The organism is Pseudomonas paraversuta, from assembly GCF_904067025.1.
In the GTDB taxonomy this organism is placed as follows: Bacteria; Pseudomonadota; Gammaproteobacteria; order Pseudomonadales; family Pseudomonadaceae; genus Aquipseudomonas; species Aquipseudomonas paraversuta.
In genome coordinates, this window is sequence record NZ_CAJFDA010000001.1 from 60,550 (window position 1) to 84,029 (window position 23,480).

Genomic DNA, 23,480 nt, shown 5'->3' on the forward strand with positions numbered 1-23,480 from the left:
GGGAGCAGGAAAAGTCATCTGATTGTTGCGAATCAGGCCACATTACAGACAAAAAAATACCCGGCTTGCCGGGTATTTTTCTGACCGTCAGTTACAGGTTGTAACCGCGTTCGTTGTGTTGTGCCAGGTCCAGGCCAACTGCCTCTTCCTCTTCAGCCACACGCAGGCCGATTACGGCATCCAGCACTTTGAGTATGACGAAGGTCACAATCGCGGTGTAGATCACGGTAAAGGCAACGCCTTTGCACTGAATCCAGACTTGAGCGGCGATATCGGTCACGGTGCCGAAACCGCCCAGGGCCGGCGCTGCAAACACACCGGTAAGGATGGCACCGACAATGCCGCCGATACCGTGTACGCCGAATGCATCCAGCGAATCGTCATAGCCCAGCTTGCGCTTGAGGCTGGTGGCGCAGAAGAAGCAGATCACACCCGCCGACAGGCCGATCACGATCGAACCCATAGGGCCAACGGTGCCTGCTGCCGGGGTGATGGCAACCAGACCGGCGACCACGCCAGAGGCGATCCCCAATGCACTTGGTTTGCCGTGGGTGACCCACTCGGCAAACATCCAGCCCAGCGCCGCTGCCGCAGTTGCGATCTGGGTCACCAGCATCGCCATGCCGGCGGTGCCGTTGGCGGCAGCTGCCGAACCTGCGTTGAAACCGAACCAGCCGATCCACAGCATGGCGGCGCCCACCAGGGTGTAGCCAAGGTTGTGCGGGGCCATCGGAGTGTTCGGGTAGCCTTTGCGCTTGCCGAGCACGATGCACGCTACAAGGCCTGCAATACCGGCGTTGATATGCACCACGGTACCGCCCGCGAAATCCAGCACGCCCCAGTCCCACAGCAGGCCACCATTACCGCTCCACACCATGTGGGCAATTGGTGCATACACCAGGGTGAACCACACACCCATGAAAATCAGCATGGCCGAGAACTTCATGCGTTCGGCAAAGGCGCCGACGATCAGTGCCGGGGTGATGATGGCGAAGGTCATCTGGAAGGTGATGAACACCGCTTCCGGAAACAGTGCGGTAGAGGACGTCAGGCTGTCCGGAGTCACCCCTGCCAGGAAGGCTTTGGAGAACCCGCCGATGAACGAGTTGAAGTTGGTGACGCCCTGCTCCATGCCCGTGGTATCGAACGTGATGCTGTAGCCATAAATGACCCACAGAATGCTGATCAAACCGGTGATGGCGAAGCACTGCATCATCACGGAAAGAATGTTTTTGGAGCGCACCATGCCGCCGTAGAACAGCGCCAGGCCGGGGATGGTCATAAACAGCACCAAAGCCGTTGCAGTCAGCATCCAGGCGGTGTCGCCCGAATTGAGGACTGGAGCCGCTACTTCGTCTGCCGCCATGGCCAGGCCTGGCATTACGACGGACAGCAGGGCTCCGAGCCCTGCGATTTTACGCAGAGTCATAGTGTTTTCTCCTGGGGCGTTGGGGTATGGCGGCTTAGATTGCGTCGGTATCGGTTTCGCCGGTACGGATGCGGATAGCCTGTTCCAGATTGACCACGAAAATCTTGCCGTCACCAATCTTGCCGGTGTTGGCAGCCTTGGTTATCGCCTCGATAACCCGGTCAAGATCTTTGTCGTCGATGGCGACATCAATCTTCACCTTTGGCAGAAAATCGACCACATATTCCGCGCCGCGATACAGCTCGGTGTGACCTTTCTGCCGGCCGAAGCCTTTGACCTCAGTAACGGTAATGCCCTGCACGCCGATTTCAGACAGCGACTCGCGCACGTCGTCTAACTTGAACGGCTTGATTATGGCGGTGACTAGCTTCATGAAACTTCTCCCGAATTGGTGGACTTGCCCCAGGAAAACAAACCCGGCTCAAGTCTAAGCGCAGTGTCTGGCTTTGTAACGCATCGTCAGCCTTGTTCAGGCTGTTCCACGTGTCTCAATCGCCGGTGACGAAAGCTTTCCCTGAACCACCTGCCGCACTGCCTAGGTCACAGCTACTGCATCAGTGCCTGAGTCACAGCCAACTAAGCAGAAACCTTGCCATGTCTGGAAAAGTCAGTAATTACAGGGAGATACCCATAGCTGATGGCTTTTGGCCTGATTTGGCAGGGCATTTGTGCACGTAAACAGTGCGTGCCCGGCAGGCCAGGCGCCCAAAAATCGTGCGAAGGCCCCCGAAGATTGGGCCCGGACACTGCGTGATACACTCGCCACCATCAGTTTTTCAGGACCTTACCCATGCTCGCGCCCAAAGACCTCCTCGACGCCCTGAGTGGCCATGCTTCCCGTGTGCTCAGTGGCGAAACTGCGCTGCCGCGCAATGAAATCGAAAGCCAGTTCAAAGCCTTGCTGCAAAGCGGTTTCAGCAAGCTGGATCTGGTGAGCCGTGAAGAGTTCGACAGCCAAATGGTGGTTCTGGCCCGCACCCGTGCCCGCCTCGAAAGCCTGGAAGCCAAGGTGGCCGAGCTGGAAGCCAGATTGCTGCCGCCGACCGAATAACGCGCCAAGGCGGTGCGTTTACCCATATGAACAAGGACGTTTTTGTATGTTGGTGATGAATCGGCTGGTCCCCGAGATGATCGTCTCGGACCTTGCCAGCAGCCTGGATTTTTACTGCGCAGTGCTGGGCTTTCAGATCGAGTACCAGCGACCTGAGCATCAGTTTGCGTTTCTGTCATATCACGGCAGCCAGCTGATGCTGGAGCAGGATGATCTTGAACCCTCCTCCTGGCGGGTCGGGCCGCTGGAGGCGCCTTTCGGGCGAGGCATCAACCTGTCGATCAAATGCCCCGACGTCCAGGCCCTGATCGACCGTTTCGAAGCCGCCGGGTACACATTGCGCAAACCCCTTGAAGAGCGCTGGTACCGCAGCAACGAGGTGTTGTTCGGTGAGCGCAACTGCCTGCTGCTCGACCCCGATGGCTACCTGCTGCGCTTTGCCGAGGACCTGGGAACCCGGGCCGCCACCCGGACACCCGCGATGCCAGGGTGATCCACCGCTCATTTTTTGAACCAATACGGCTCCCCAGATAATGGCCATTTGACTCTATGGCCCTTAAACATTACTGTCGCCAGCTAATCAAGGAAGCGGCACGGACTCATGTCCGGGTTTTGCCGCGCGAACTTAAAACACGGAGCACGGATGCGCGGCGCACTTCTTCGCAGTGGCAAAAGCGGGGCTTTTACTGCCCTGGGTGAGACCGGTCAGCCAGTCTATCGGGCGGCACTGCAATTGCGCGAAGCGATTCGCTGCCAAAATCCTGACATGGCAACGCATCTGGCCATCCCTCAAAGCGATGAGCTGGGCGACAACATTGACTGGTACAGCGAGCTACCCGGCGATGTGATTCCCTGGGCCAGCGCCACCCCGCAGGAACGTGCTCAAGCCGTTGTCGAGCTGGAACAGCTGCAGTCTTTTCTCAATCAGCTCAGTGCTGAACAACTCGACCCCGACAGTGCCCACAAACCTTCGGTAGACCGTACGGTGTTCGGCAAGCTGCTGGCCCACGTGCTGCCATTTCCGGATGAGAACTACGTTTATCTGGTCAACGGCAAACCGGTACTGACGTTCTGGGGCTTCCGTCGTCCGGGCACTGACCACGGCCTCGACCCGCTGTACTGTCTGCGGCCACAGGTAGCACCCGTTACCCCTGCCCCGGTGATTGCCCCGCTGGCCGAGCCTGCTCCGGCACCCGCCCCGGTGCCGGTGCCAGTGGTGGCCCGGTCTTGGTGGCGCTGGTTGTGGTGGCTGATCCCGCTGTTACTGCTGCTGTTGCTACTGTTTGGTCTGCGCAGCTGTGGCCCGCAGTTGGGGGTGCCAGTGCCGGCATGGCTGGTGGACTTCAACCTGGACGGGCTCAAGGTTTCTGAACCTGTTCCCGGGTCCTACCCCACGTCCACGCTCACGCCATCGCGCGAGCTGTCAGGCAGTGGCCAGGTTGGCGGGGCAGCGGGCACGGCTGAAACTGCAGGCCAGGTGCCTGAAGTGCAGACCCCGCCTGCGGTCCAGCCGGAGTCGGTGGTGCCGCCAGGCACCGATAACGCCCAGGCATCCATGGCTCAAGAGCCGCCGACAGCGGATAACGCGACTACCCCGCCGACGCCGCCGACAATCCCGGATGAGCTGCCGAAAACTCCGGCACCTGTGCCTGTACCCGGCGAGCCGTTGATCATCCCGGCCGACAGCGCGGATGGCCAGGCCGCCTTCCTCAACGGCCACTACCGCGCGGGCGCGGGCATTCAAGACAAAAACACCGGTCTGTCACTGCGCCTTGAGTATCAGTTCAAGGACGGCAAGGGCGAGGTCATTGTGCGCAAGGCCAATGGCATCAGCTGCACCGGTCCGGTTTCTGCGGCCATGCAGGCCGGCAGCCTGGCGATCAATAGCCAGGCCCAGGCCGCCTGCAGCGATGGCAGCAGCTATGACATGCCGCAAATCGATTGTCGTCAGGGGGCCAAAAGCATTGCCGACTGCACCGGCGCTTACGAAGACAAAAAATTCCCCATCACCATGCGCCAGACGGGCGAATAATGACTGGAAAACTCTGACATGCTGCCTCAAGTTACCCAATTTGAAGACACCGTTATCCTTGTTGCCGATACCGGCATCCAGTTCATGGATTTCGCCCTGCGCCTGGACCCCAGGAAGCTGCCCTCGGGTGATTTCGCGCCGTTGACCAATGGCCTGTTGTGCCGCCTCGAAGAGGGCGAACGCAACGGCATGACCAGCTACTTTTACGAAAGCGAGCCGGGCAAGACCGTTGACGCACGCAGTACCCTCAACCTCGGCATGGAAGCCAGTCTCAAGCTCTACGACGGGCTCTGGGTACCGATCCCGGTGTTCCGTTACCGCCCGCCCCAGAGCTTTGACCAGGGGCCGGCCAACTGGTCGCGGATGCGCCTGGTGCGCCTGCCCGAGCCGGACATTGATGGCAACACCCATCGCCTGACGGTCGCGCTGGATACCCGGCTCATGGAACAGCATGACACCAGCCTCTATCTGGGGCCGGTCGAGCGCGACGCCAGCTCCGGCGTATCGTTCAAGCTGGCGTGCAAGCCCCAGCAGGCCCGCTGGTTTCTGGATCAGATCTGGGTGCGGGAGTGGCTGCTGGAAGTATTCACGCAGGGCCATCCCAAAACCCCGCGCGATGAGCTGGACAAAGAGATCAAGGACGGTCATGCCGAAGCCCATTACCTGAACCTGCTCAGCTTGTTCATGGAGCCTTGCACCACCCGGGACAACAACACCCCGGCGGCGCAAGTGAAACTGCCCGAACTTAAAATCGTGGCCAGCCATGGCAGTGGTGTCACGCCTCCGATTCCGGTGGATCTGATCCTCGATGTTGGCAACTCGCGCACCTGCGGCATTCTGATCGAAAACCACGGCCAGTCCGGCTCCGGTCTCAAAGACAACTATGTGCTTGAGCTGCGGGACCTGATGAGCCCGGAGCACATCTACAACGACGCGTTCGAAAGTCGCGTCGAGTTTGCCCAGATCTCCTTTGGCAAGGATGACTGTTCGGTAAAAAGTGGCCACACGGAGGCTTTCCTGTGGCCAACCATCGCCCGGGTTGGCAAGGAGGCCGCGCGGCTGGCGAGTCGCCGTCGTGGCACCGAGGGCTCAACCGGACTCTCCAGTCCCAAGCGTTATCTGTGGGATGAAGAGGCCTACGATCACGGATGGCGCTTCAGCTACAGCTTCGACAAAAAGGAAGCCGAGCCGTTTGCCACCGCCAAACCGTTTTCGCTGCTGATCAACGGAACCGGCGACGCGCTGCACAGCTTCGACACCCCAGGCCTGGCGGTGTTTGTACCGCGTTATTCGCGCAGCTCGCTGATGACTTTCATGCTCGCTGAAGTGCTGGCCCAGGCGCTGATGCAAATCAATAGCCCGGCGCAGCGCTCGCGTCAGGGCCATACCCGCGTACCGCGGCGCCTCAACAGCATCACCCTGACCGTACCGCCGGGCATGCCCCAGGCCGAGCGCAGCATCCTGGAAAAGCGCATGCGACACGCCATTGGTCTGGTGTGGAAAAGCATGAACTGGCAGACCGACCGCAAAGACCCCTTCGCTCACGACTCGAGCCCGGCCACTACGCCGCTGCCCAAGGTGCGGGTGGAGTGGGACGAGGCCTCGTGCGGGCAATTGGTCTACCTCTACACCGAGGTCAATGAAAACTTCGCCGGGCACCCGGAAGAATTCTTCGATGCCATCTCGCGCCCCGGCAAGACGGACCGCGAACGTATCACCCTGGCCACCATCGACATAGGCGGCGGTACCACCGACCTGGTGATCACCGATTACCGTCTTGACCGTGCCGGCACTGCCAGCAGTGGCAGCAATGTGCACATCGTGCCCGAGCAGCGTTTCCGTGACGGTTTCAAAGTCGCGGGGGACGACATCCTGCTGGACGTGATTCAGGGGTTCATTCTGCCAAGCTTTGAAAGCGCCTTGCAGAACGCCGGGGTTAAATTCCCCGGCTCCCTGATGTCGCGGTTGTGCGGCGCCGAATCGGGCAGCGCGCAAGACATGGTGTTGCGCCAACAATTGAACCTGCAGGTGTTCACGCCGCTGGCCCTTGAATTGCTGCGCCGCTACGAGCTCTACAACCCGGAGTTCGCCACGCCGGCCAGTGACCACACCTACCTGACGTTGCTGGAAAAAGATGCTGTCAGAGCCAACGTGCTGGAGTATGTGAACACCGCGGTTCGCCGCGAGCTGGGGGTTCAGACCGATTTCGATCTGCTGCAAACGCCGATTACCCTGGACTTGCAGAAACTGCATGGCGCGTTCATCAGCGGTGGCATCAACATCACCAAGATCCTTGCCGGGTTGTGCGAGGTCATTGCGCATTATCCATGCGACATGTTGCTCCTGACCGGGCGGCCATCGCGTCTGCCGGGCATTCAGGCGTTTATCCGCAAGATGCTGCCACTGCCGCCGGGGCGCATCCTTGCGCTGCAAAATTACCGCACCGGCAACTGGTACCCGTTCCATAAAAACGGCCTGATCGACGACCCTAAAAGTACGGCATCTGTCGGCGCCATGCTGTGCCTGCTGTGCGCCAACCACAGTGTGCCGAACTTTTATTTCCGCACCTCGGCCCTGAGGCCGTACTCGACCATCAAGCACATCGGCAAGATCGACGGGGCCAACATCATCGTTGACTCGGACGTCCTGTTCCGCGACCTGACCTCCGAGGACGGGCGCATCGTGCTGCCCGAAATCGGTGAAGGCCTGGATGCAAGGCCGCCAGCGCTGGAAATGCGCGGCAATATGCGCCTGGGCTTCCGTCAGCTGGCGGCCGAGCGCTGGTCTGCCACGCCGCTCTACACCCTGGATTTCTCCCCCCAGGGGCGGCAGCGCTTTACCGAGGCCAAGACCCAGAACAAAGAGATGCCCGTGGTCTACGTGTCCTTCAAAGTGAGCGAGGCCACCGAGCAGATGAAGCGCCAGGGACAACTGAGCGACGAGCTTGAGGTGACATACGTGGATTCGAATACCGACAAAACGTTCAGCAAAAATGACCTTTTGCTGCAACTCAACACCACCCTGGTGGAAGGTTTGAGTGACAGCAAGTACTGGCTGGACAGCGGGAGCGTAAAACGCAAATGAGCAATCTGACCCCAGAGCAAATCGCCCTCAGCGCCAGCTGGAATGCCGTCTACGAAGGTGCCGGCCAGGCCCTGGGCTGGGTGGACAAAAGCCGGGTTACGGCGCCCAAACTTGATCGCGATGCGGCTGACCTGAAGCTGGGCCTGTATCAGGCGCGCAACATGGCCCGCAACCTTGGCCGGGTAGCCACCACACCGATGACCACCGGCTTCTTCGGGTTGTCCCAGGCGGGCAAGTCCTACCTTATTTCAGCCCTGGCGGCAGGGGCCAACGGTGCGCTCGAGACCCAGTTCGGCCAGCAGCGTATGGACTTCATCGAGAACATCAACCCCAGCGGTGGCGGTACTGAAGCCACCGGGCTGGTGACCCGTTTCAGTCGTCTGGCCAAGCCCAGTGAAGACGACAACTTCCCGGTGGAGCTCAAGCTTTTCCGCGAAATCGAACTGGCGAAAATTTTTGCCAACACCTGGTTCAAAGACTTCGACCAGGAAAAAGTCTCCTTCGTGATCGACGACAGCGTGGTGCGCCAGGCCCTGCAACCTTTCGAAGGCCGCGAGCTGGGTCCGCTGCAGCCTGGGGTGAGTGCCGAAGACGTCGTGTCGTTGATGGATTACCTGAACCAGAGCTTTGAACAATCGCTCAAAGTTCTGCCCCATCACTATTGGCCGAAAGTCATCGACCTGGCCCCGCGCCTCAATCCCCAGGAGCGTGGCGAGCTGTTTTCGATTTTGTGGGGCAAGCAAGATGGCCTGACCCAGGTGTACCAGCAGTTGGGCGCAGCGCTCAATCGGCTGGGCATGCCCGACACCGTTTTTGCACCGCTGTCAGTGCTGGCTGAGCGCGTAGGCGATGAATTCAGCCGTCGCAACAGCATCATGAACGTCGACATTTTGGAGCGTTACGGCAGCGCCACTGACGTGCCGGTGTCGGTGCGCCCGATGGTCGAGGGTGTGTTGCATAACCCCGGCCCGATTTCCCTGGTGCAGTTGGCGGCCCTCACCGCCGAGATGACCTTCCGCCTGATTGAAGTACCGGCCGCGCAGATCGTCGAGCAAATGGACCTGCTGGATTTTCCCGGATATCGCGGGCGCCTGAACGTGACCTCCATCGCCAGGGAAAACGGCCAGACCAACTCGATTTCGCAACTGATCCGTCGCGGCAAGGTCGCGTACCTGTTCGAGCGTTATGTCGATGATCAGGAAATGAACGCACTGGTGGTCTGCACCAACAGCACCAAGCAAAGTGATGTCAACGATGTCGGCCCGGTGCTGACGCGCTGGATCAACGCGACACAGGGCGAGACCCCGCAAGAGCGTGGCGCACGTGCCACGGGCTTGATCTGGACCCTGACCATGTTTGACCTGTGCATTTCCCAGTCATTGAACAAGAAGTCGCGCCTGGAGCTGGAAGAAGAGTGGGACGGCATGATGACCCGCACCATGCTCGAGCGCTTCAAAGACTACCCGTGGATGTCGAACTGGCAAGGCGCCCAGGCGTTCAATAACACCTATCTGGTGCGCAAACCGCGCCATCAGGCCGCATTCATTGGTCGTACCGATGGCAACGAAAGCCATTTCACCGAGGACAGTCACAGCACGCTGGAGCTGATGGCCCAAACTCTGGTCGAGCGCCCGAATGTCAAAAAGTACATCAAGGATGCACAGCAGGCATGGGACGCCATGCTCACGCTCAACGACGGCGGTATCACCCGTTTCAGCGAAAGCTTTACGGAACTGGCGAACGTTGACTTCAAACTCAAGCGCATCCGCGAGCAACTGAACAAGGTACTCAACGGCAAAGCCTTGCACACCCTGGGCAGCTACTACGTGGCCGATGGCGCCGATATGGTGGCCATCAAGCGTACCCAGGCGCAGATGATTCTGGCCCAGCTCAAGCGCCGCGGCGGTGTGCTGGGCGAGCTGATCAACACCTTGCAACTGCCGAACGAAGAGATCCGCGAGCTTTACCTCAACGGCGTATACGAAGAGGACAGCGTGTCTGAGACGGGCGATACAGCTCAGGACTCCGCCAGGCAATCGATCGTTTATGCCAGCAGCAACGAGTTTGATTTTGGCGATGATTTCGGTGATTTGTCGGTGGACTTCGATGCCCCGGCCAGTGCTCCGTTGCCAGCGTCCAAGGCTCCCGAGCTGCAAAGCAACGAGCACAAATTTGCCCGTGCCGTGTTCAGGAACTGGGTGAAGTACTTGCGTGCAGTTCCGGAGCGTGAGGGTTTGATGCGTGCCCTTGAGCTGGATAAAACATCGATTGAAGCACTGGTTCAGGAGTTGATCCTCAGCGGTGACCGTCTCGGCTTGCAGGACCAGTTGATTCGCGTCGTGCTCAAGCGTGCGCAAAGTGGCTCGCGCCGCGACCAGATGGTCGAGCGCCAGGTGCTGGAAGTACAGCGCGTGCTGAGCGATTTTGTGGCCTGGTTCGGTTACACCGCTGAACCGCTTGAATCCCGTCCTAAAAGCCATGCCGGCAACCGCGAAGCGCTGTTTTCGTTCTACGGTGATGTGGCCAGAGACGCGTTGCCGCAGCTGCCTGCGCAGCCGATTAACCAGGCGCAGCAGTTCCTTGGCGACTGGTTGTCCGGGGTGGCGCACATCACCCTGGACAATGCCAGCCACGGCACCGGCAGCGAATTCACCCCTGAACAAAATGAACGCCTGGGCCATGTGCTCAAAGCGTTTGAAGCGAGATAAGCAATGTCAATTTTTGTCGATTTGGTCACCCTTGAACCCCACATTGCCGGTCAGGCGTGCCTGATCGTCAAAGACTGGACCGGTGGCCACGAGCGTCTGGAGTTCTCTGTCCAGCGTAACCAGGACGGCTATTTCCTGCAGGGCGACCAGCACTGGAGCAACAGCCAGTACTGGTTCAAGGTGGCGCACTTCAGTGCCGCCGCCAACGGCGAAGCGCTGGAAACCGTGGTTGGCCCGCAATTGGTCGACCCGGCACTCGAAGTGGGCTCCATGGCCACCTTGCGCTTCGAATTGCGCGAGCAGGGCGGTAACGGCCATTGCGATGCCGGCATGCTGATCCCGGCCAAGAACCTGCAATCATCCAGCGCCGCCACGGATGTCAAAGCCCCGGTACACCAGGACACGGGCCAGCTGAAAACCCCGGTGGCGCCAGTGGTGTTGCCTGAAACGGTTCCCGAGCCGGTTACCGAACCGGCCCCGGAACCCGTGCCGGTCATTGAGCCCGCACCTGCGGCCCCGCCGCCACCGGTGCCAGCCAGGAAAAAACCCTGGTTGTTGATGGTGCTCATTGCATTGCTGGTACTGGCCGCCCTTGCCCTGGGCGCCTGGTTCTGGCTCAACAAAACACCCCCGGCAGTGCCTGAACCGATGCCACCGCAGCCTGTACCGGGCGATGCCGCCTGTACCCTGGAAAGCATGGCCGTGCTGCCTGAGCTGAGCGTTGTGCAGGCCTGCATCAAGAATTCGCCGGGCAGCGCCGAGTTGCTGGAAATCATCACCGTGGCCAAGGCCAACAACCATTGCGGCATCGCCCAGCGGCTGTACGCCAACCGTGCGCAAGCCGGTGACCTGCAAATTGCCACCGCCTACGCCCATGAGTACGACCCGAAATTCCATCAGGCCAGCAAGTGCTTTGCCGAGCCGGACCCGGCCACCGCGGCGTACTGGTACGAAACCATCCTCAGCCACGACCCTGAGAATGCCGAAGCCAAGGCGCGCTTTGAGGAGTTGAAACCGTGAGCCGTTTTGCATTGGCTGCCAGCGCTTTGCTGGCGCTGACCATCGGCAGCTCGCTGGCCCGCGCCGACGACAAGCCTTTGATTCAGGAAGGCAAGAAAACTCTGTTCCAGCGCGTGTTGACCACCCCGGGTTGTCAGCTCAGCAGTGCTGCTGGCGGTGATGCCGGTGCGGCGCAGCCAACATTCAGCCGCTTTTACGTATATGAACGGGCCCAGGCGGCTAATGCCGAGTGGCTCAAGGTCGGCCCTGACAGCTACGGTAAAACTATCGGCTGGTTGCCTGCAGCCTGTACCACGGACTGGAAGATGCAGCTCACGCTGGCATTCACCAACCCGGCCAACCGCGACCGTCTGATGTTCTTCAAAGACCGCGCCACCCTTGAAGGCATCCTCGATGCCCCGGACCCGGTGAGCAAAGTCGCGCCGTTGCGCGCCAAGCTCAAGCAAGGAGTACAGGCTCCGGGAGTACTGGCCCAGGAGCCGGAATACTTCGTTGACCTGCACAAGCAGTTTTACTTGCTGCCGGTGTTGAGCGGCGAAGAAGTCATGACCGAAGAAGGCTTTCGCACCCGCCTGTTGAATGTAGCGTCGGTGAGCAAGGCTGAAGACAAACCGCTGCAGGCAGGCGCAAACCCAGGCGCTACGGGGGCCGCGAAATCCAGCCAGTTGAAGGAATTCAGCGCGGCGGTGGTGTTTGTCATCGACTCCACGATCTCGATGGATCCTTATATCGACCGTACCCGCGAGGCCATTCGCAAGGTCTACAAACAGATTGAAAGCGAGAACCTGGGCAATCAGGTCAAGTTCGGTCTGGTGGCATTCCGTTCCAGCACCCAAGCCGTACCTGGCCTGGAATACGTGAGCAAAATGTACGCCGACCCGAACAAGGTCACCGGCAGCGAAGATTTTCTGGCCAGGGTGGCTGACCTCAAACAGGCCAAAGTGTCGAGCAAGGCCTTTGATGAGGACTCGCTCGCGGGCGTGATGCACAGTATCGACAAAGTGGACTGGACCCAGTTCGGTGCGCGCTACGTGGTGTTGATCACCGATGCGGGTGCCATCGAGGGCGACGACCCATTGAGCAGCACCGGGCTGAGCGCTGACCAGGTGCGCCTTGAGGCGGCCAACCCCGGCGTTGCGATTTACACCCTGCACTTGAAAACGCCGGCCGGGATCAAAGATCACGGCAAAGCCGAAGCGCAATATCAAAACCTGTCGACTTACCCGGGCACCAATACCTCGCTGTACTACCCGGTCAACGCCGGTGACGTGCAAGCATTCGGGCGTAAAGTGGATGCGCTGGCCAGCGCGATTACCTCCCAGGTCAAGGCCGCCTACATGGGCGACGATGCCATTGGCAGCGCGCTGAACGCCAAGCAAGCGCCTGTCGCCGGCAAAGACCCGGCCGAGCAAAAACTGCTGGATGACGCGGCCCTGATCGGCCACGCGATGCAACTGGCGTACCTCGGTGAAAAAACCAACAGTCAGGCGCCGCCAGTGTTCCAGGCGTGGATCACTGACCGCGACCTGATCAAGCAAAACATCCCCACCACCGATGTCCGGGTGTTACTGACCAAGTCACAGCTCAGCGATTTGAGCGACGTGATGAAGCAGATTCTGGATGCCGCCAACGAAGGCCTGATTTCGCCGACCGAGATGTTCGATCGCCTGCGTTCCGTCGCCGCGACCATGGGCGCCGATCCCAATCAGCTCAAGCAGAACGGCAACGCCAGGCTGGCGGACATGGGTGTGCTCGGTGAGTACCTCGAAGACCTGCCGTACCAGAGCGAAGTCCTCAACCTGGATGAAGAAACCTGGAAGAGCTGGGATGGTCTGGCCCAGGAGAAATTCATTCGTAACCTGAACACCAAGCTGCGCCACTACCAGCGTTACAACGCTGACGTGGACCGTTGGGTGGCCTTGGCCAAAGACAGCGATGCACGGGACAACGTGTACCCGGTGCCATTGGAAATGATGCCTTAACGGGACGCCCATGCTCGATATTCAGGACATGCTGGTGCGCCGTGGCAGCGGTGCGCAGGCCCATAGCGTGCGGTTGCCAGCCTTGCAGGTAAAGGCCGGCGAAATCCTCGCCATCACCGGCGAAAGCGGCTGTGGCAAAAGTACCCTGCTCGAAGCCATCGGCCTGCTGCTGATGCCCGTCGAGCTGGGGCGCTTCAGCCTTGGTCCGGCGCGTCATGAGCCAGGGGCCAAGGCACTGGATATAGCCCGCATGCTCGCGGCCAATGACCAGCCGGCGTTGTCGGCGGTGCGTTCGCGGGACCTGGGGTTCATCTTGCAAAGTGGCGGCTTGCTGCCGTTTTTGAGCGTGCGCGACAACATCACACTGCCCCGCCGCCTGCTCGGCATGCCGGTCGAGAGTGCGCAGGTCGAGCGTGCAGTGCAGGCGCTGCGGCTGGAGGGCTTGCTGGACAAGTTGCCCCAGGCCTTGTCCATCGGCGAACGCCAGCGCGTGGCGTGCGTGCGGGCTATCGCCCATGAGCCGCAGTTGCTGCTGGCCGATGAGCCCACCGCGGCACTTGATCCCCACAGCGCCAGGCGTTTGTTTGAATTGTTGCTGAGTCTGGTGAATGAGCTGGGCTTGAGCGCACTGGTGGTGTCCCATGACTGGGCGCTGGTGCGCGATTTTGGTTTGCCGCGTCTGGGTGCCATCAGCGGTCAGGGAGAAACACGCTTTGAAGCCATGGATTAGCCGCCTCGGCCTGCTCGGCAAGCTGGCGGTCGAAGACCTCTGGCATGACCGCAAAGTGTCCTTGTGCATCGCCGCGTCGCTGGTGGCGGTGATCGCACCGCTGTTGCTGCTGTTCGGGCTCAAGCATGGCGTAGTCAGCCAGTTGCAGAACGAACTGCTCAGCGACCCGCGCAACCTTGAAGTGAAAATGCTCAGTAGCGGCAATTACGACACCGCCTGGATCGAGGGTTTGCGCCAGCGACCTGAAGTCGGTTTCGCCATCGGCCAGACCCGTTCGCTGAATACGCAGGCCGACCTGCTGGTGGGCCTGCAGCGTTTTGTCGAAAACGCCGAAATTATCCCCAGCGCGGCGGCTGACCCGTTGCTGAACCTGCCCGATATCACGTTGAGTGCCAATCAGGTGATCCTCAGTGCCCGTGCCGCCCAACGTCTGCAAGCCGATGTCGGCGACAGCGTGCGGGTGCGGGTGAGCCGCCGTCTGGACGGCATCAATGAGCGCGGCGAGCTGAATCTGATCGTGGTCGCGGTGCTCGACGCCGCCCGCTTTGGCCGCGCCGCCGGTTTCGTTGCACCGCCTTTATTGCTCGAGCTGGAACGCTTTCGCGATGGCTACCAGGTCCCGGCGCTTGGCCTTGCTACCGGCAAACCGGTCGGCGACTTGCAGCCGCTGTATGCCCGCGCCCGGGTCTATGCCCGTGATATCGATAGCGTGGCGCCGCTGGAACGCTGGCTGAACCAGCAGAACATCGAGACATCGAGCCGCCTGGCCGATATCGACAACGTCAAAGCCATCAACCATGTACTGGGGCTGATCTTTGGCGTGATCGCCGGGGCCGCGCTGATTGGCTGCATCGCCTCGATGATCGGTGCGTTCCTGGCCAATATCGACCGCAAACGCAAAAGCCTGGCGGTTCTGCGATTACTGGGCTTCAGCAGCCCGGCAGTGGCCGGGTTCGTGATCGCTCAGGCGTTGCTCTTAAGCCTGGCCGGCTATGTCGGCGGGCTGGCGTTTTATGGCGTGGGCAGCCTGCTGTTCGACCATCTGCTGGGCAGCAGTCAGGCCACCGGCACCTTTGTCTGCCACATCACTGTCTGGCACGGGCTGGCAGCCCTGCTGATCGCCCTGTTGGTCGCTGCACTGGTCGCCGTGATCGGCGCCCTGCGGGCCATCAGCATCCAACCTGCGGAGAGTCTGCGTGAGTTATAAATCTGTTGTTGCGCTCGCATTCCTGAGCCTTGGCTACTTGCCCGGCGCCTCGGCGGCGGCCTGGGACGAGAAATTCTACAACCCGGCCGCCGACGCCAGTGACGTCGTATTGCCCATGCCCTGCGACGGCTCGATGGTATTTCGCAAGGTGTTCATTCCCGTTACCGGCCCGCTGGACGACTACCCGATCAATATCGGTCAGGACAGCGCCGAATGGGGGTATGTGGAGCAGAAGCGCCCCGCGTTTATTTCCGGCAGTTTCACCGGCAGCAAAACCGACAAGTCCCGTTATTACTTGATGGCCAAGTACGAGATGAGCCAGTTGCAGTATCAGGCTCTGACCGATGAAACCTGCCCGGTGCCGTCGAACAAGCTGCGCTTGCCGCAGGTGGCGATCAGTTGGGTACAAGCCATCGAAGTGGCCGACAAATACAACCTGTGGTTGCGTAAAAACGCTGCCGCCGCGCTGCCCAAGGAAGATGGTGCGCTGGGCTTTTTGCGCCTGCCGACTGAAACCGAATGGGAGTTCGCCGCCCGTGGCGGGCTGGAAGTGGGGGCCGCCGAATTCAGCGATACACGCTACCCGATGCCGGACGGCCTGAACGCTTATGAGTGGTTCGGCGGTGCGCAATCGTCCAACGGCAAGCTGCAACTGGGCGGGCTACAAAAACCCAACCCGCTGGGCCTGCACGACATGCTCGGTAACGCCGATGAAATGATGTTCGAGCCCTTTCGCCTGAATAAGCTCGATCGGCAACACGGTCAGGCCGGCGGCTATGTGGTACGCGGCGGCAACTACCTGACGCCCCAGGCGGACGTGCGCACGTCCTTGCGCAAAGAAGAGCCTTACTACAACGCCGACGGCCAGGTTAAGAATAAAACCACCGGCCTGCGGCTGGTTCTGGTGTCGCCGACACTCACCTCGCGCGAGCGTGTGGGCAGCATCGAAAAGAGCTGGCAGAGCCTCGGCACGGGCGCTGTCCAGGGTGACACCGGGAAAGACCGCGGCGCGGTCCAGGAGCTGAACTCGCTGGCCTCCGCGGTGGAAGACAAGGCCCTCAAAGAAAAGCTCCAGGCCCTGGAAAACCAGCTGCGTGCCAGCAATCAGCAGCAGGAAGAAACCCGCGACCAGGCGATTCGCGCGAGCCTCAATCTGGGGGCGTTCCTGTGTACCAAAATGCTCGATGACGGCCAGTACCTGGACTTCCTGCAGAAAAATTACGCCCTCAATTGCGAGTCCGAAGACAAGGACCCGAGCTGCGACATGCGCAAAGGCAAGCTGGACGAACAGAAAGACCGTCTGCACAAACTCAGCCGTTATTACGCCAGCAGCCTGGTGGAGTCGGCGTCCTTGTACGGCCAGTCCCTGCTGGAACCGCAGGTGCCGGTGATGGAAGAAATCATCGGCCAGAACAAACAACTGCAAGAACTCAAACCTTACCTGCGCACTCACTGGGCGAATCAGAAGACCTATCTGCAAAAGCAGAGGATCGACACTGACGCCTGGTTGAAGAGCTGCAAATCGGTCACCCAATAAGCCCAATACCTGCTTCAACAAGGAGAAATACGATGATGCGCAGCCTGTGGTCCTCTTCCCGGTTACTGATCAGTTCTGTACTCACAGGCAGCCTGCTGTTGGGCGGTTGCGCCAGCACGGGCAGCAGCATGGTCGATCCGCGCCTGACCCAGAGCTCGGACGCCCAGTTCTTCAGCAAGTCGGGCTATCAGGCCTGCGCCATGGGGGTCGGTACCGGTGTATTGGCCTGTGTACTGGCCGATAGCGGCAATAAAACCGTGTGCATGATTGCTGCGGGTGTCACCGCATGTGGCGTGGCAATGGGCGCCAACTACTACCTGGATCAGCGTCGCAGCGAATACTCCAACACCAGCGAGCGTTTGCAGAAGTACAACAGCGATGTGCAGCTGGACACCCAAAAAGTAGTGTCGCGTACCGCGACGGCTCAGCAGGTGATCAAGGATGACCAGGCGCAGATCGCGCAGATCAAGCGCGACCTGGCCAGCAAGAAAATCGATCAGGCCCAGGCTAAAAAACAAATCGCCATGGTTGACGGCAACATTGCTCAGTTGCGCCAGGAGCTGGACAACATGCGGGTCAAGGTCAAGGGCTATAACGACGTGGTGCAAGCCGAGCGTGCCCAGGGCAATGCCCCGGAGCTCAAGCAAATCGACGCCAATATCTCGAAGATGAACGAGAAAGTCGCCAGCCTGCAAAAAGAAGTCGATGGCTTGTACAGCCAGCGCTCTGCAATCACTCTGGGTTGAGACGATGAACGCACGATTGATACTGGGTTTCGGTGTTTTGCTGGCGTTGTCCGGTTGCGCCACACAGCCGGGTGAATGTGATGCCGGCAACCGTGACGCCGGGCTGTTCACCAAAATGAACTGCGACGCCGGTGGCGGTTACAGCGAGCAGATTCGTCAAAACGAATTGGCGCTGGCCAAGTCGCAGCAGGAAAATGCGCTGTTCCATCAGGTCTACGAAAACATTGCCGCGCAACAGGCGGTGTCGCGCACCGACCTGCTGGGCCAGCAAAAGTCCCAGGCGGCATTGAACCAGTCGCTGAACCAGTTACTGGGTTCGCTCAAAGCCCGCAGTGGCAACAAGGCGCAGGTACAGCAGCAGATTGCCGGGCTTGAACAGCAGCTCCAGGCCGCCCGTGCCAAGCCGGCCAGCAGCGCTGATCCGGCGCTGGTGGCCGCCAGGCAGCAGGAGCTCAAGACGTTGCAGAAGAAGGTGAACCAGCTGCAATTCAGCCTCGGTTACGAATAACCCTGCATCCCCGTCCAGTCGGCGGCCAAGTGCCGCCGACCCTTTTTCAGGAAGCCACTGCATGCAGCGCATTACCCGGGATGAGCACGCCAGCTCCACAGAGCTGGATGTGCTGGAAGCGAAAATTGCGCTGATCCTCAAGCATTTCCCGCCGTCGGTGGCGAGTGTCTACGCGATCCCGCGCATCGGCAGCGGCAATGTGGTGGAGTGGTGGACGGAGCTGGGCGGCCAGCCTACGCGCTTCCACGAGTTGAACGAAGATCAGCAGGCGGCGTTGCTGGAACGCTATCGCCAGCGCCAGGAAACCCTGGGCTTGCTGGCCGATGAGCTGGTCGCGCGCGGCCAGGCCGAACAGGCCGCCAGCTTGCGTTCACTGATCCGCCCGCCGGACCTGAACAATCTGTACAGCGTCAACGGTGACCCGGTTGTGGTGCGTTGGGGGCTGCAGCCGCGGGCTGCGGTCGTGGCCCCGCCGCCGGCACCCGCGCCAGCCCCACGTCCGGTGGTGCGCCGGGTAATAGTGTGGCGGGTCTGGCGCGGCTGGTTGTGGCTGCTTGCCGGGTTATTGGGGTTGGGGCTGTTGCTGTGGGCGTTGTGGCAGTGGCGTTTGCCACTGATGAACCTGTGGCCGGGCCAGAGCAGTTATGCCTGTCGGGCCAAGGTACCGGGTGGCGGGGAGCTGCCGCCGGAGTTTGTGGTGATTCTGGACACCTCGGGCTCGATGAACCTGAACATTGCCGCCACCAAGGCTGACGAAGACTGGTATTTCAAGACGCGCCCCCGACCGGCGGCTGACGACCCGCGCACAATCAGGATGTTCAGCCCACAAACCCGGCTGGACGTGGCCAAGGCCTCGTTGTCGGGAATGATCAATAACCTGCACCCGGACATTGATACGCGCTTGATGACCTTCGCCGGCTGTTCGCAACAACCGGATCACGGCGTTTTCAACGCGGCCCGGCGTGGGCAATTAATCGACGGGATTCAGCGTTTGAACGCCGACGACGGTACTCCCCTGGCGTCGAGCCTGAAAAAGGCCGCGCGCACGGTCAACGGCCGTGACCGCGATGCGGTGATTGTGATGTTTGTCGACGGTGACGATGGCTGTAACCAGAACGTGTGCAAGGTGGCGCAGACCATTGCCACCGAACAGCCGCGTCTGCGGGTCAACGTGGTCAATATTGGCGACAGCTCGCTGTCTGACTGCATCGCTGAAAATACCGGAGGCAGTATTTACTCCAGTCGCAACGCCAGCGATTTGGCCGATGCGTTGAAAGAGGCCACCGGCCCGGTGTCGGAATGTGAATGATCGCGGCGAGTCTGCCCGGCGTTTGACGCGCTGACGACCGGGGGCTCGCAACACATTCCGTATCCATTGCGACCCTGCCCCGGGTCGTTGATTCGCGCAGGATGGACGCTTTGTGAACTCAAGGAGTGAGTCATGTCGCTGGCCATCGTTTACAGCCGAGCCAGAGTGGGCGTCGAGGCCCCGGCCGTTACGGTCGAAACGCATCTGGCCAACGGGTTGCCGGCACTGACCCTGGTCGGGCTGCCGGAAACCGCAGTCAAGGAAAGCAAGGACCGGGTACGCAGCGCGATTCTAAACTCCGGGTTTGAGTTTCCGGCCCGGCGTATCACCCTCAATCTGGCGCCTGCCGACCTGCCCAAGGACGGCGGGCGTTTTGACCTGGCCATTGCTCTCGGCATCCTGGCTGCCAGCGGGCAAATCCCCGCTGTATCCCTGGCCCAGGTCGAGTGTCTCGGTGAACTGGCCCTGTCGGGCGCCATCAGGTCGGTGCAGGGCGTACTGCCTGCCGCCCTGGCAGCCCGTGCTGCGGGCCGGACTTTGCTGGTGCCGCTGGCCAATGCCGAGGAAGCCTGTCTGGCCTCCGGCCTGACGGTCATCGCGGTCGAACACTTGTTGCAGGCAGTGGCGCACTTCGCCGGCCGTACAGTGCTTGAACCTTACGGCGCCAGTGGCTTGCTGCGCGAGAGCATGCCTTATCCGGACTTGAGCGATGTACAGGGCCAGCTCTCGGCCAAGCGGGCGTTAGTGATTGCCGCTGCTGGCAGCCACAATTTGTTGTTCACCGGGCCGCCCGGCACGGGCAAAACCCTGCTGGCCAGCCGTCTTCCGGGGTTATTGCCGCCCCTCAACGAGCAAGAGGCGCTGGAGGTGGCGGCCATTCAATCGGTGGCCAGTCATGTGCCCCTCAAGTGCTGGCCGCAGCGTCCGTTTCGCCAGCCGCACCATTCGGCTTCCGGCCCGGCGCTGGTTGGCGGCGGCTCAAAACCCCAGCCGGGCGAGATCACTTTGGCGCACCACGGGGTGTTGTTTCTGGATGAACTGCCCGAATTCGATCGCAAAGTGCTGGAGGTGCTCAGAGAACCGATGGAATCGGGATTTATCGTGATCGCCCGGGCCCGGGATCGAATGCGGTTTCCGGCGCGCTTCCAGCTGGTGGCGGCAATGAACCCCTGCCCCTGTGGCTATCTGGGAGAGCCCACGGGCCGTTGTCGCTGTACCCCGGAGCACATCCAGCGCTACCGCAACAAGCTGTCCGGGCCCTTGCTCGATCGCATCGACCTGCACCTGACCGTGGCCCGCGAAACCACCTCGCTCAACCCCGCTCTTGCCTGCGGCTTGACCACGGCCAGCGCCGCCGCGTCAGTGGCTGGTGCCCGTGAACGGCAGCTGCAGCGCCAGGGCTGTGCCAATGCTTTTCTGGACCTGCCCGGGGTGCGGAGCCAGTGCAGGCTCAGTGCTGTGGATAACACCTGGCTGGAGACGGCCTGCGAGCGCATGGGCCTGTCGCTGCGGGCCGCTCACCGGTTGTTGAAAGTTGCACGAACCCTGGCCGATCTGGAGCAAGTGGACGCTATAGAGCGCAAGCATCTGGCGGAGGCGTTGCAGTACCGGCCGGTGAGCGGGTAACGGGCCTGACTCACGCCATGCGCCTGACCACCGGCAGTTCCATCGCGGCCACTTCGTGTTGCAAGAAATCACTCAGACGGCGCAAACGTTCGCCGCCGGGGCGGGTTTTGGGCCACACCAGATAGTAGTTTTCGCCGCTGGCCACGGCGGTTCTAAAGGGCAGGCTCAGACGATCCTGAGCAACGTCTTCGGCCACCATCAGCAGGTCGCCCATTGAGATGCCGTAGCCACGGGCGGCGGCGATCATGCCCAGCTCCAGGGTGTCGAATACCTGCCCGCCCTTGAGGGACACCTGGCCGCTCAGGCCCATGCAGTCGAGCCAGCGCCGCCAGTCGCGACGGTCAGGTGTGGGGTGCAGCAGTTCAGTGGCCGCCAGACGCCTGGCATCCCATGGCTGGTCGTCTTGCAGGTTGGGCGCGCCGACGGGAATCAGCATCTCCGGGAACAGCAATGTGGCCTCCCAGTCGGGCGGGAAGTGCCCGTTGCTCAGCAGCACCGCGCAGTCGAAGGGTTCCTGATTGAAGTCCACATGGTCGATATCCATCCAGGCGCTGGTCAGTTGCACTTCATTGCCCGGCTGCAAATGGCGAAAGCGACTGAGGCGGGCCAGTAACCAGCGCATGGTCAGGGTCGAGGGGGCCTTCATGCGCAAGATGTCATCTTCGGCACGCAAGGTGGTACAGGCGCGCTCCAGGGCCGCAAAACCTTCGCGCACGCCCGGCAACAGCAAGCGGGCAGATTCGGTGAGTTGCAAGGTGCGGCCATTGCGCTGGAATAACCGGCAGGCGAAATGCGCTTCCAGGGTTTTGATATGGCGACTGACGGCGCTCTGGGTGATCGACAGCTCTTCGCCCGCTCGGGTAAATGAGCTGTGGCGGGCCGCGGCTTCAAAGGCGCGCAAGGCATAAAGCGGAGGAAGGCTACGTGACATGAGGATTATTCCTGGGCGCAACACCAAACAGTGGAAAATTACGGATCTATATATGAGTTTTAATCATGTCATGGATCGTTTTTATCCCTTTGCTTAAAACACTCAACGCGCCGAGAATCAAGCCCTTCAACGCACCTACAGAAATTTTACTGATGACCCTACAGCATCCCGTTCGTATCGAACTCCGGGCCCTTTTGCGGCTGGCCGGGCCGCTTATTGCCTCGCAGTTGGCTCATATGCTGATGGTGCTTACCGACACCCTGATGATGGCTCGTCTGAGCCCGGAGGCTTTGGCAGGCGGGAGCCTGGGGGCGGCCAGTTACTCATTCGTGTCGATTTTCTGCATCGGTGTGATTGCGGCGGTGGGCACCCTGGTGTCGATTCGTCAGGGGGCAGGCGATATCGAAGGCGCGACCCGCCTGACCCAGGCCGGACTGTGGCTGGCCTGGGGCCTGGCCCTGGGCGGCGCGCTGATGCTGTGGAATATCAAACCGCTGCTGCTGTTGTTTGGCCAGACGCCTACCAACGTTGAAGCCGCGGGCCAGTTTTTGCTGCTGCTGCCCTTCGCCCTGCCCGGCTACATGACGTTCATGGCGTTGCGTGGTTTTACCAGCGCCATGGGGCGAGCGACGCCGGTGATGGTGATCAGTCTGATCGGCACCGTGGCCAACTTTCTGCTCAATTACGCGTTGATCACCGGTATGTTCGGCCTGCCCAAGCTGGGCTTGATGGGCATCGGCCTGGTCACGGCAATCGTGGCCACCTGTATGGCCGCAGGCTTGGCCTGGCATATTCATCGGCATCCGGCCTACGACGCGTATCCGATTCGCAATGGCCTGTCGCGGATTAATCTGACGTACCTGCGTGAACTGTGGCGCCTTGGCTTGCCGATTGGCGGCACCTACGCGGTGGAAGTCGGGTTGTTTGCCTTTGCAGCACTGTGCATGGGCACGATGGGCAGCACTCAACTGGCTGCGCATCAGATTGCGCTGCAGATTGTGTCGGCGGCGTTCATGGTTCCGGCCGGGTTGTCCTATGCAATTACCATGCGTATCGGTAAGCACTATGGCGGTGGCGATTTGCTCCGGGCGCGACTGGCCGGTCGGGTCGGGATCGGTTGCGGCGCGCTGATCATGCTTGGTTTTTCAGTGGTGTTCTGGTTCTGGCCGAGCCAGCTGATTGGTCTGTTTCTGGATTACAACGACCCGGCATTCCGCCCGGTGTTCGAGCTGGCTATCAGTTTGCTGGCGGTGGCGGCGTGGTTCGAGCTGTTCGATGGAGTGCAAACCATTGCCATGGGCGCTATCCGCGGGCTCAAGGATGCCCGGACCACGTTCCTGGTGGGGCTGTTCTGCTATTGGGCTATTGGTGCGCCGATGGCCTGGTTGTTGGCGTTCACCCTTGGCTGGGGCCCTACCGGGGTTTGGTGGGGGCTGGCATTGGGTCTGGCTTGCGCGTCGGTAAGCCTGACCCTGGCATTCGAATGGAAGATGCGGCGCATGTTAAAGCGTGAGCTCAAGGCAAGTTGAGTCTGCAGGAGCGAGTTCCTGGCTGGCGTATTGAACAGCTCGCTCCTGCAG

At 60.8% G+C, this 23,480-nt stretch carries 18 protein-coding genes; 15 read left to right on the plus strand and 3 right to left on the minus strand.

Translation table 11 applies throughout. From position 1 onward, the window contains the following. Positions 1–91: 91 nt before the first annotated feature. Together JQ848_RS00290 and glnK are read right to left on the minus strand one after the other, a co-directional pair. Entirely contained in the window at positions 92–1,429 is a 1,338-nt protein-coding gene (locus tag JQ848_RS00290) for an ammonium transporter (protein WP_003437894.1), read from the minus strand. A gap of 34 nt (positions 1,430–1,463) precedes the next feature. Continuing rightward, the gene (gene glnK / locus JQ848_RS00295; RefSeq protein WP_002555808.1) at positions 1,464–1,802 is read right to left on the minus strand and encodes a P-II family nitrogen regulator; all 339 of its coding nucleotides are present in this window, start codon (positions 1,800–1,802) and stop codon (positions 1,464–1,466) included. A gap of 417 nt (positions 1,803–2,219) precedes the next feature. On the opposite strand from glnK, the gene JQ848_RS00300 reads away from it, so the two are divergent. The 14 genes from JQ848_RS00300 to JQ848_RS00365 all read left to right on the plus strand — a co-directional run bounded on the left by JQ848_RS00300 (position 2,220) and on the right by JQ848_RS00365 (position 20,969). Further along, complete coding sequence (locus JQ848_RS00300) at positions 2,220–2,480, plus strand: accessory factor UbiK family protein (RefSeq protein WP_003437892.1); 261 nt, start codon at positions 2,220–2,222, stop codon at positions 2,478–2,480. Positions 2,481–2,526: 46 nt separating this feature from the next. Continuing rightward, positions 2,527–2,973 (plus strand): bleomycin resistance protein, encoded by a 447-nt coding sequence (locus JQ848_RS00305; RefSeq protein WP_010656740.1) that lies wholly within the window; start codon positions 2,527–2,529, stop codon positions 2,971–2,973. A 150-nt stretch (positions 2,974–3,123) separates the two neighbouring features. Beyond that, positions 3,124–4,512 carry an SrfA family protein gene (locus tag JQ848_RS00310; protein ID WP_202210159.1) on the plus strand — a complete coding sequence of 463 codons (1,389 nt, stop codon included), beginning with the start codon at positions 3,124–3,126 and terminating at the stop codon, positions 4,510–4,512. An 18-nt stretch (positions 4,513–4,530) separates the two neighbouring features. Then, complete coding sequence (locus tag JQ848_RS00315) at positions 4,531–7,596, plus strand: virulence factor SrfB (protein WP_202210160.1); 3,066 nt, start codon at positions 4,531–4,533, stop codon at positions 7,594–7,596. Further along, entirely contained in the window at positions 7,593–10,304 is a 2,712-nt protein-coding gene (locus JQ848_RS00320; protein WP_003437884.1) for a virulence factor SrfC family protein, read from the plus strand. The genes JQ848_RS00315 and JQ848_RS00320 overlap by 4 nt, the downstream gene beginning before the upstream one ends. A 3-nt stretch (positions 10,305–10,307) precedes the next feature. Continuing rightward, positions 10,308–11,324: a hypothetical protein gene (locus tag JQ848_RS00325; protein ID WP_202210161.1), complete on the plus strand. Its 1,017-nt coding sequence runs from the start codon at positions 10,308–10,310 to the stop codon at positions 11,322–11,324. After that, a complete protein-coding gene (locus tag JQ848_RS00330; RefSeq protein WP_202210162.1) occupies positions 11,321–13,306 on the plus strand; it encodes a vWA domain-containing protein in 1,986 nt (661 codons plus the stop codon). The genes JQ848_RS00325 and JQ848_RS00330 overlap by 4 nt, the downstream gene beginning before the upstream one ends. A gap of 10 nt (positions 13,307–13,316) precedes the next feature. Further along, positions 13,317–14,036 carry an ABC transporter ATP-binding protein gene (locus JQ848_RS00335; protein ID WP_127196634.1) on the plus strand — a complete coding sequence of 240 codons (720 nt, stop codon included), beginning with the start codon at positions 13,317–13,319 and terminating at the stop codon, positions 14,034–14,036. Continuing rightward, the gene (locus JQ848_RS00340; protein WP_202210163.1) at positions 14,020–15,243 is read left to right on the plus strand and encodes an ABC transporter permease; all 1,224 of its coding nucleotides are present in this window, start codon (positions 14,020–14,022) and stop codon (positions 15,241–15,243) included. Before JQ848_RS00335 ends, JQ848_RS00340 begins: the two co-directional genes overlap by 17 nt. Continuing rightward, positions 15,233–16,780, plus strand: coding sequence for an SUMF1/EgtB/PvdO family nonheme iron enzyme (locus JQ848_RS00345; protein ID WP_127196636.1), 1,548 nt, complete (start codon positions 15,233–15,235; stop codon positions 16,778–16,780). Before JQ848_RS00340 ends, JQ848_RS00345 begins: the two co-directional genes overlap by 11 nt. Positions 16,781–16,812: 32 nt before the next feature. Beyond that, a complete protein-coding gene (locus JQ848_RS00350; protein ID WP_202210164.1) occupies positions 16,813–17,526 on the plus strand; it encodes a hypothetical protein in 714 nt (237 codons plus the stop codon). 4 nt (positions 17,527–17,530) lie between these two features. Continuing rightward, a complete protein-coding gene (locus JQ848_RS00355) occupies positions 17,531–18,034 on the plus strand; it encodes a hypothetical protein (RefSeq protein ID WP_003437868.1) in 504 nt (167 codons plus the stop codon). A 61-nt stretch (positions 18,035–18,095) separates the two neighbouring features. Next, complete coding sequence (locus JQ848_RS00360) at positions 18,096–19,343, plus strand: VWA domain-containing protein (RefSeq protein ID WP_003437866.1); 1,248 nt, start codon at positions 18,096–18,098, stop codon at positions 19,341–19,343. Between the two features lie 132 nt (positions 19,344–19,475). Next, positions 19,476–20,969: a YifB family Mg chelatase-like AAA ATPase gene (locus tag JQ848_RS00365; protein WP_202210165.1), complete on the plus strand. Its 1,494-nt coding sequence runs from the start codon at positions 19,476–19,478 to the stop codon at positions 20,967–20,969. 10 nt (positions 20,970–20,979) lie between these two features. On the opposite strand, the gene JQ848_RS00370 is transcribed toward JQ848_RS00365, so the two are convergent. Next, positions 20,980–21,900: a LysR substrate-binding domain-containing protein gene (locus tag JQ848_RS00370; RefSeq protein ID WP_003437862.1), complete on the minus strand. Its 921-nt coding sequence runs from the start codon at positions 21,898–21,900 to the stop codon at positions 20,980–20,982. 152 nt (positions 21,901–22,052) lie between these two features. On the opposite strand from JQ848_RS00370, the gene JQ848_RS00375 reads away from it, so the two are divergent. Then, positions 22,053–23,429 (plus strand): NorM family multidrug efflux MATE transporter, encoded by a 1,377-nt coding sequence (locus JQ848_RS00375; protein WP_003437859.1) that lies wholly within the window; start codon positions 22,053–22,055, stop codon positions 23,427–23,429. Positions 23,430–23,480 lie beyond the last annotated feature (51 nt).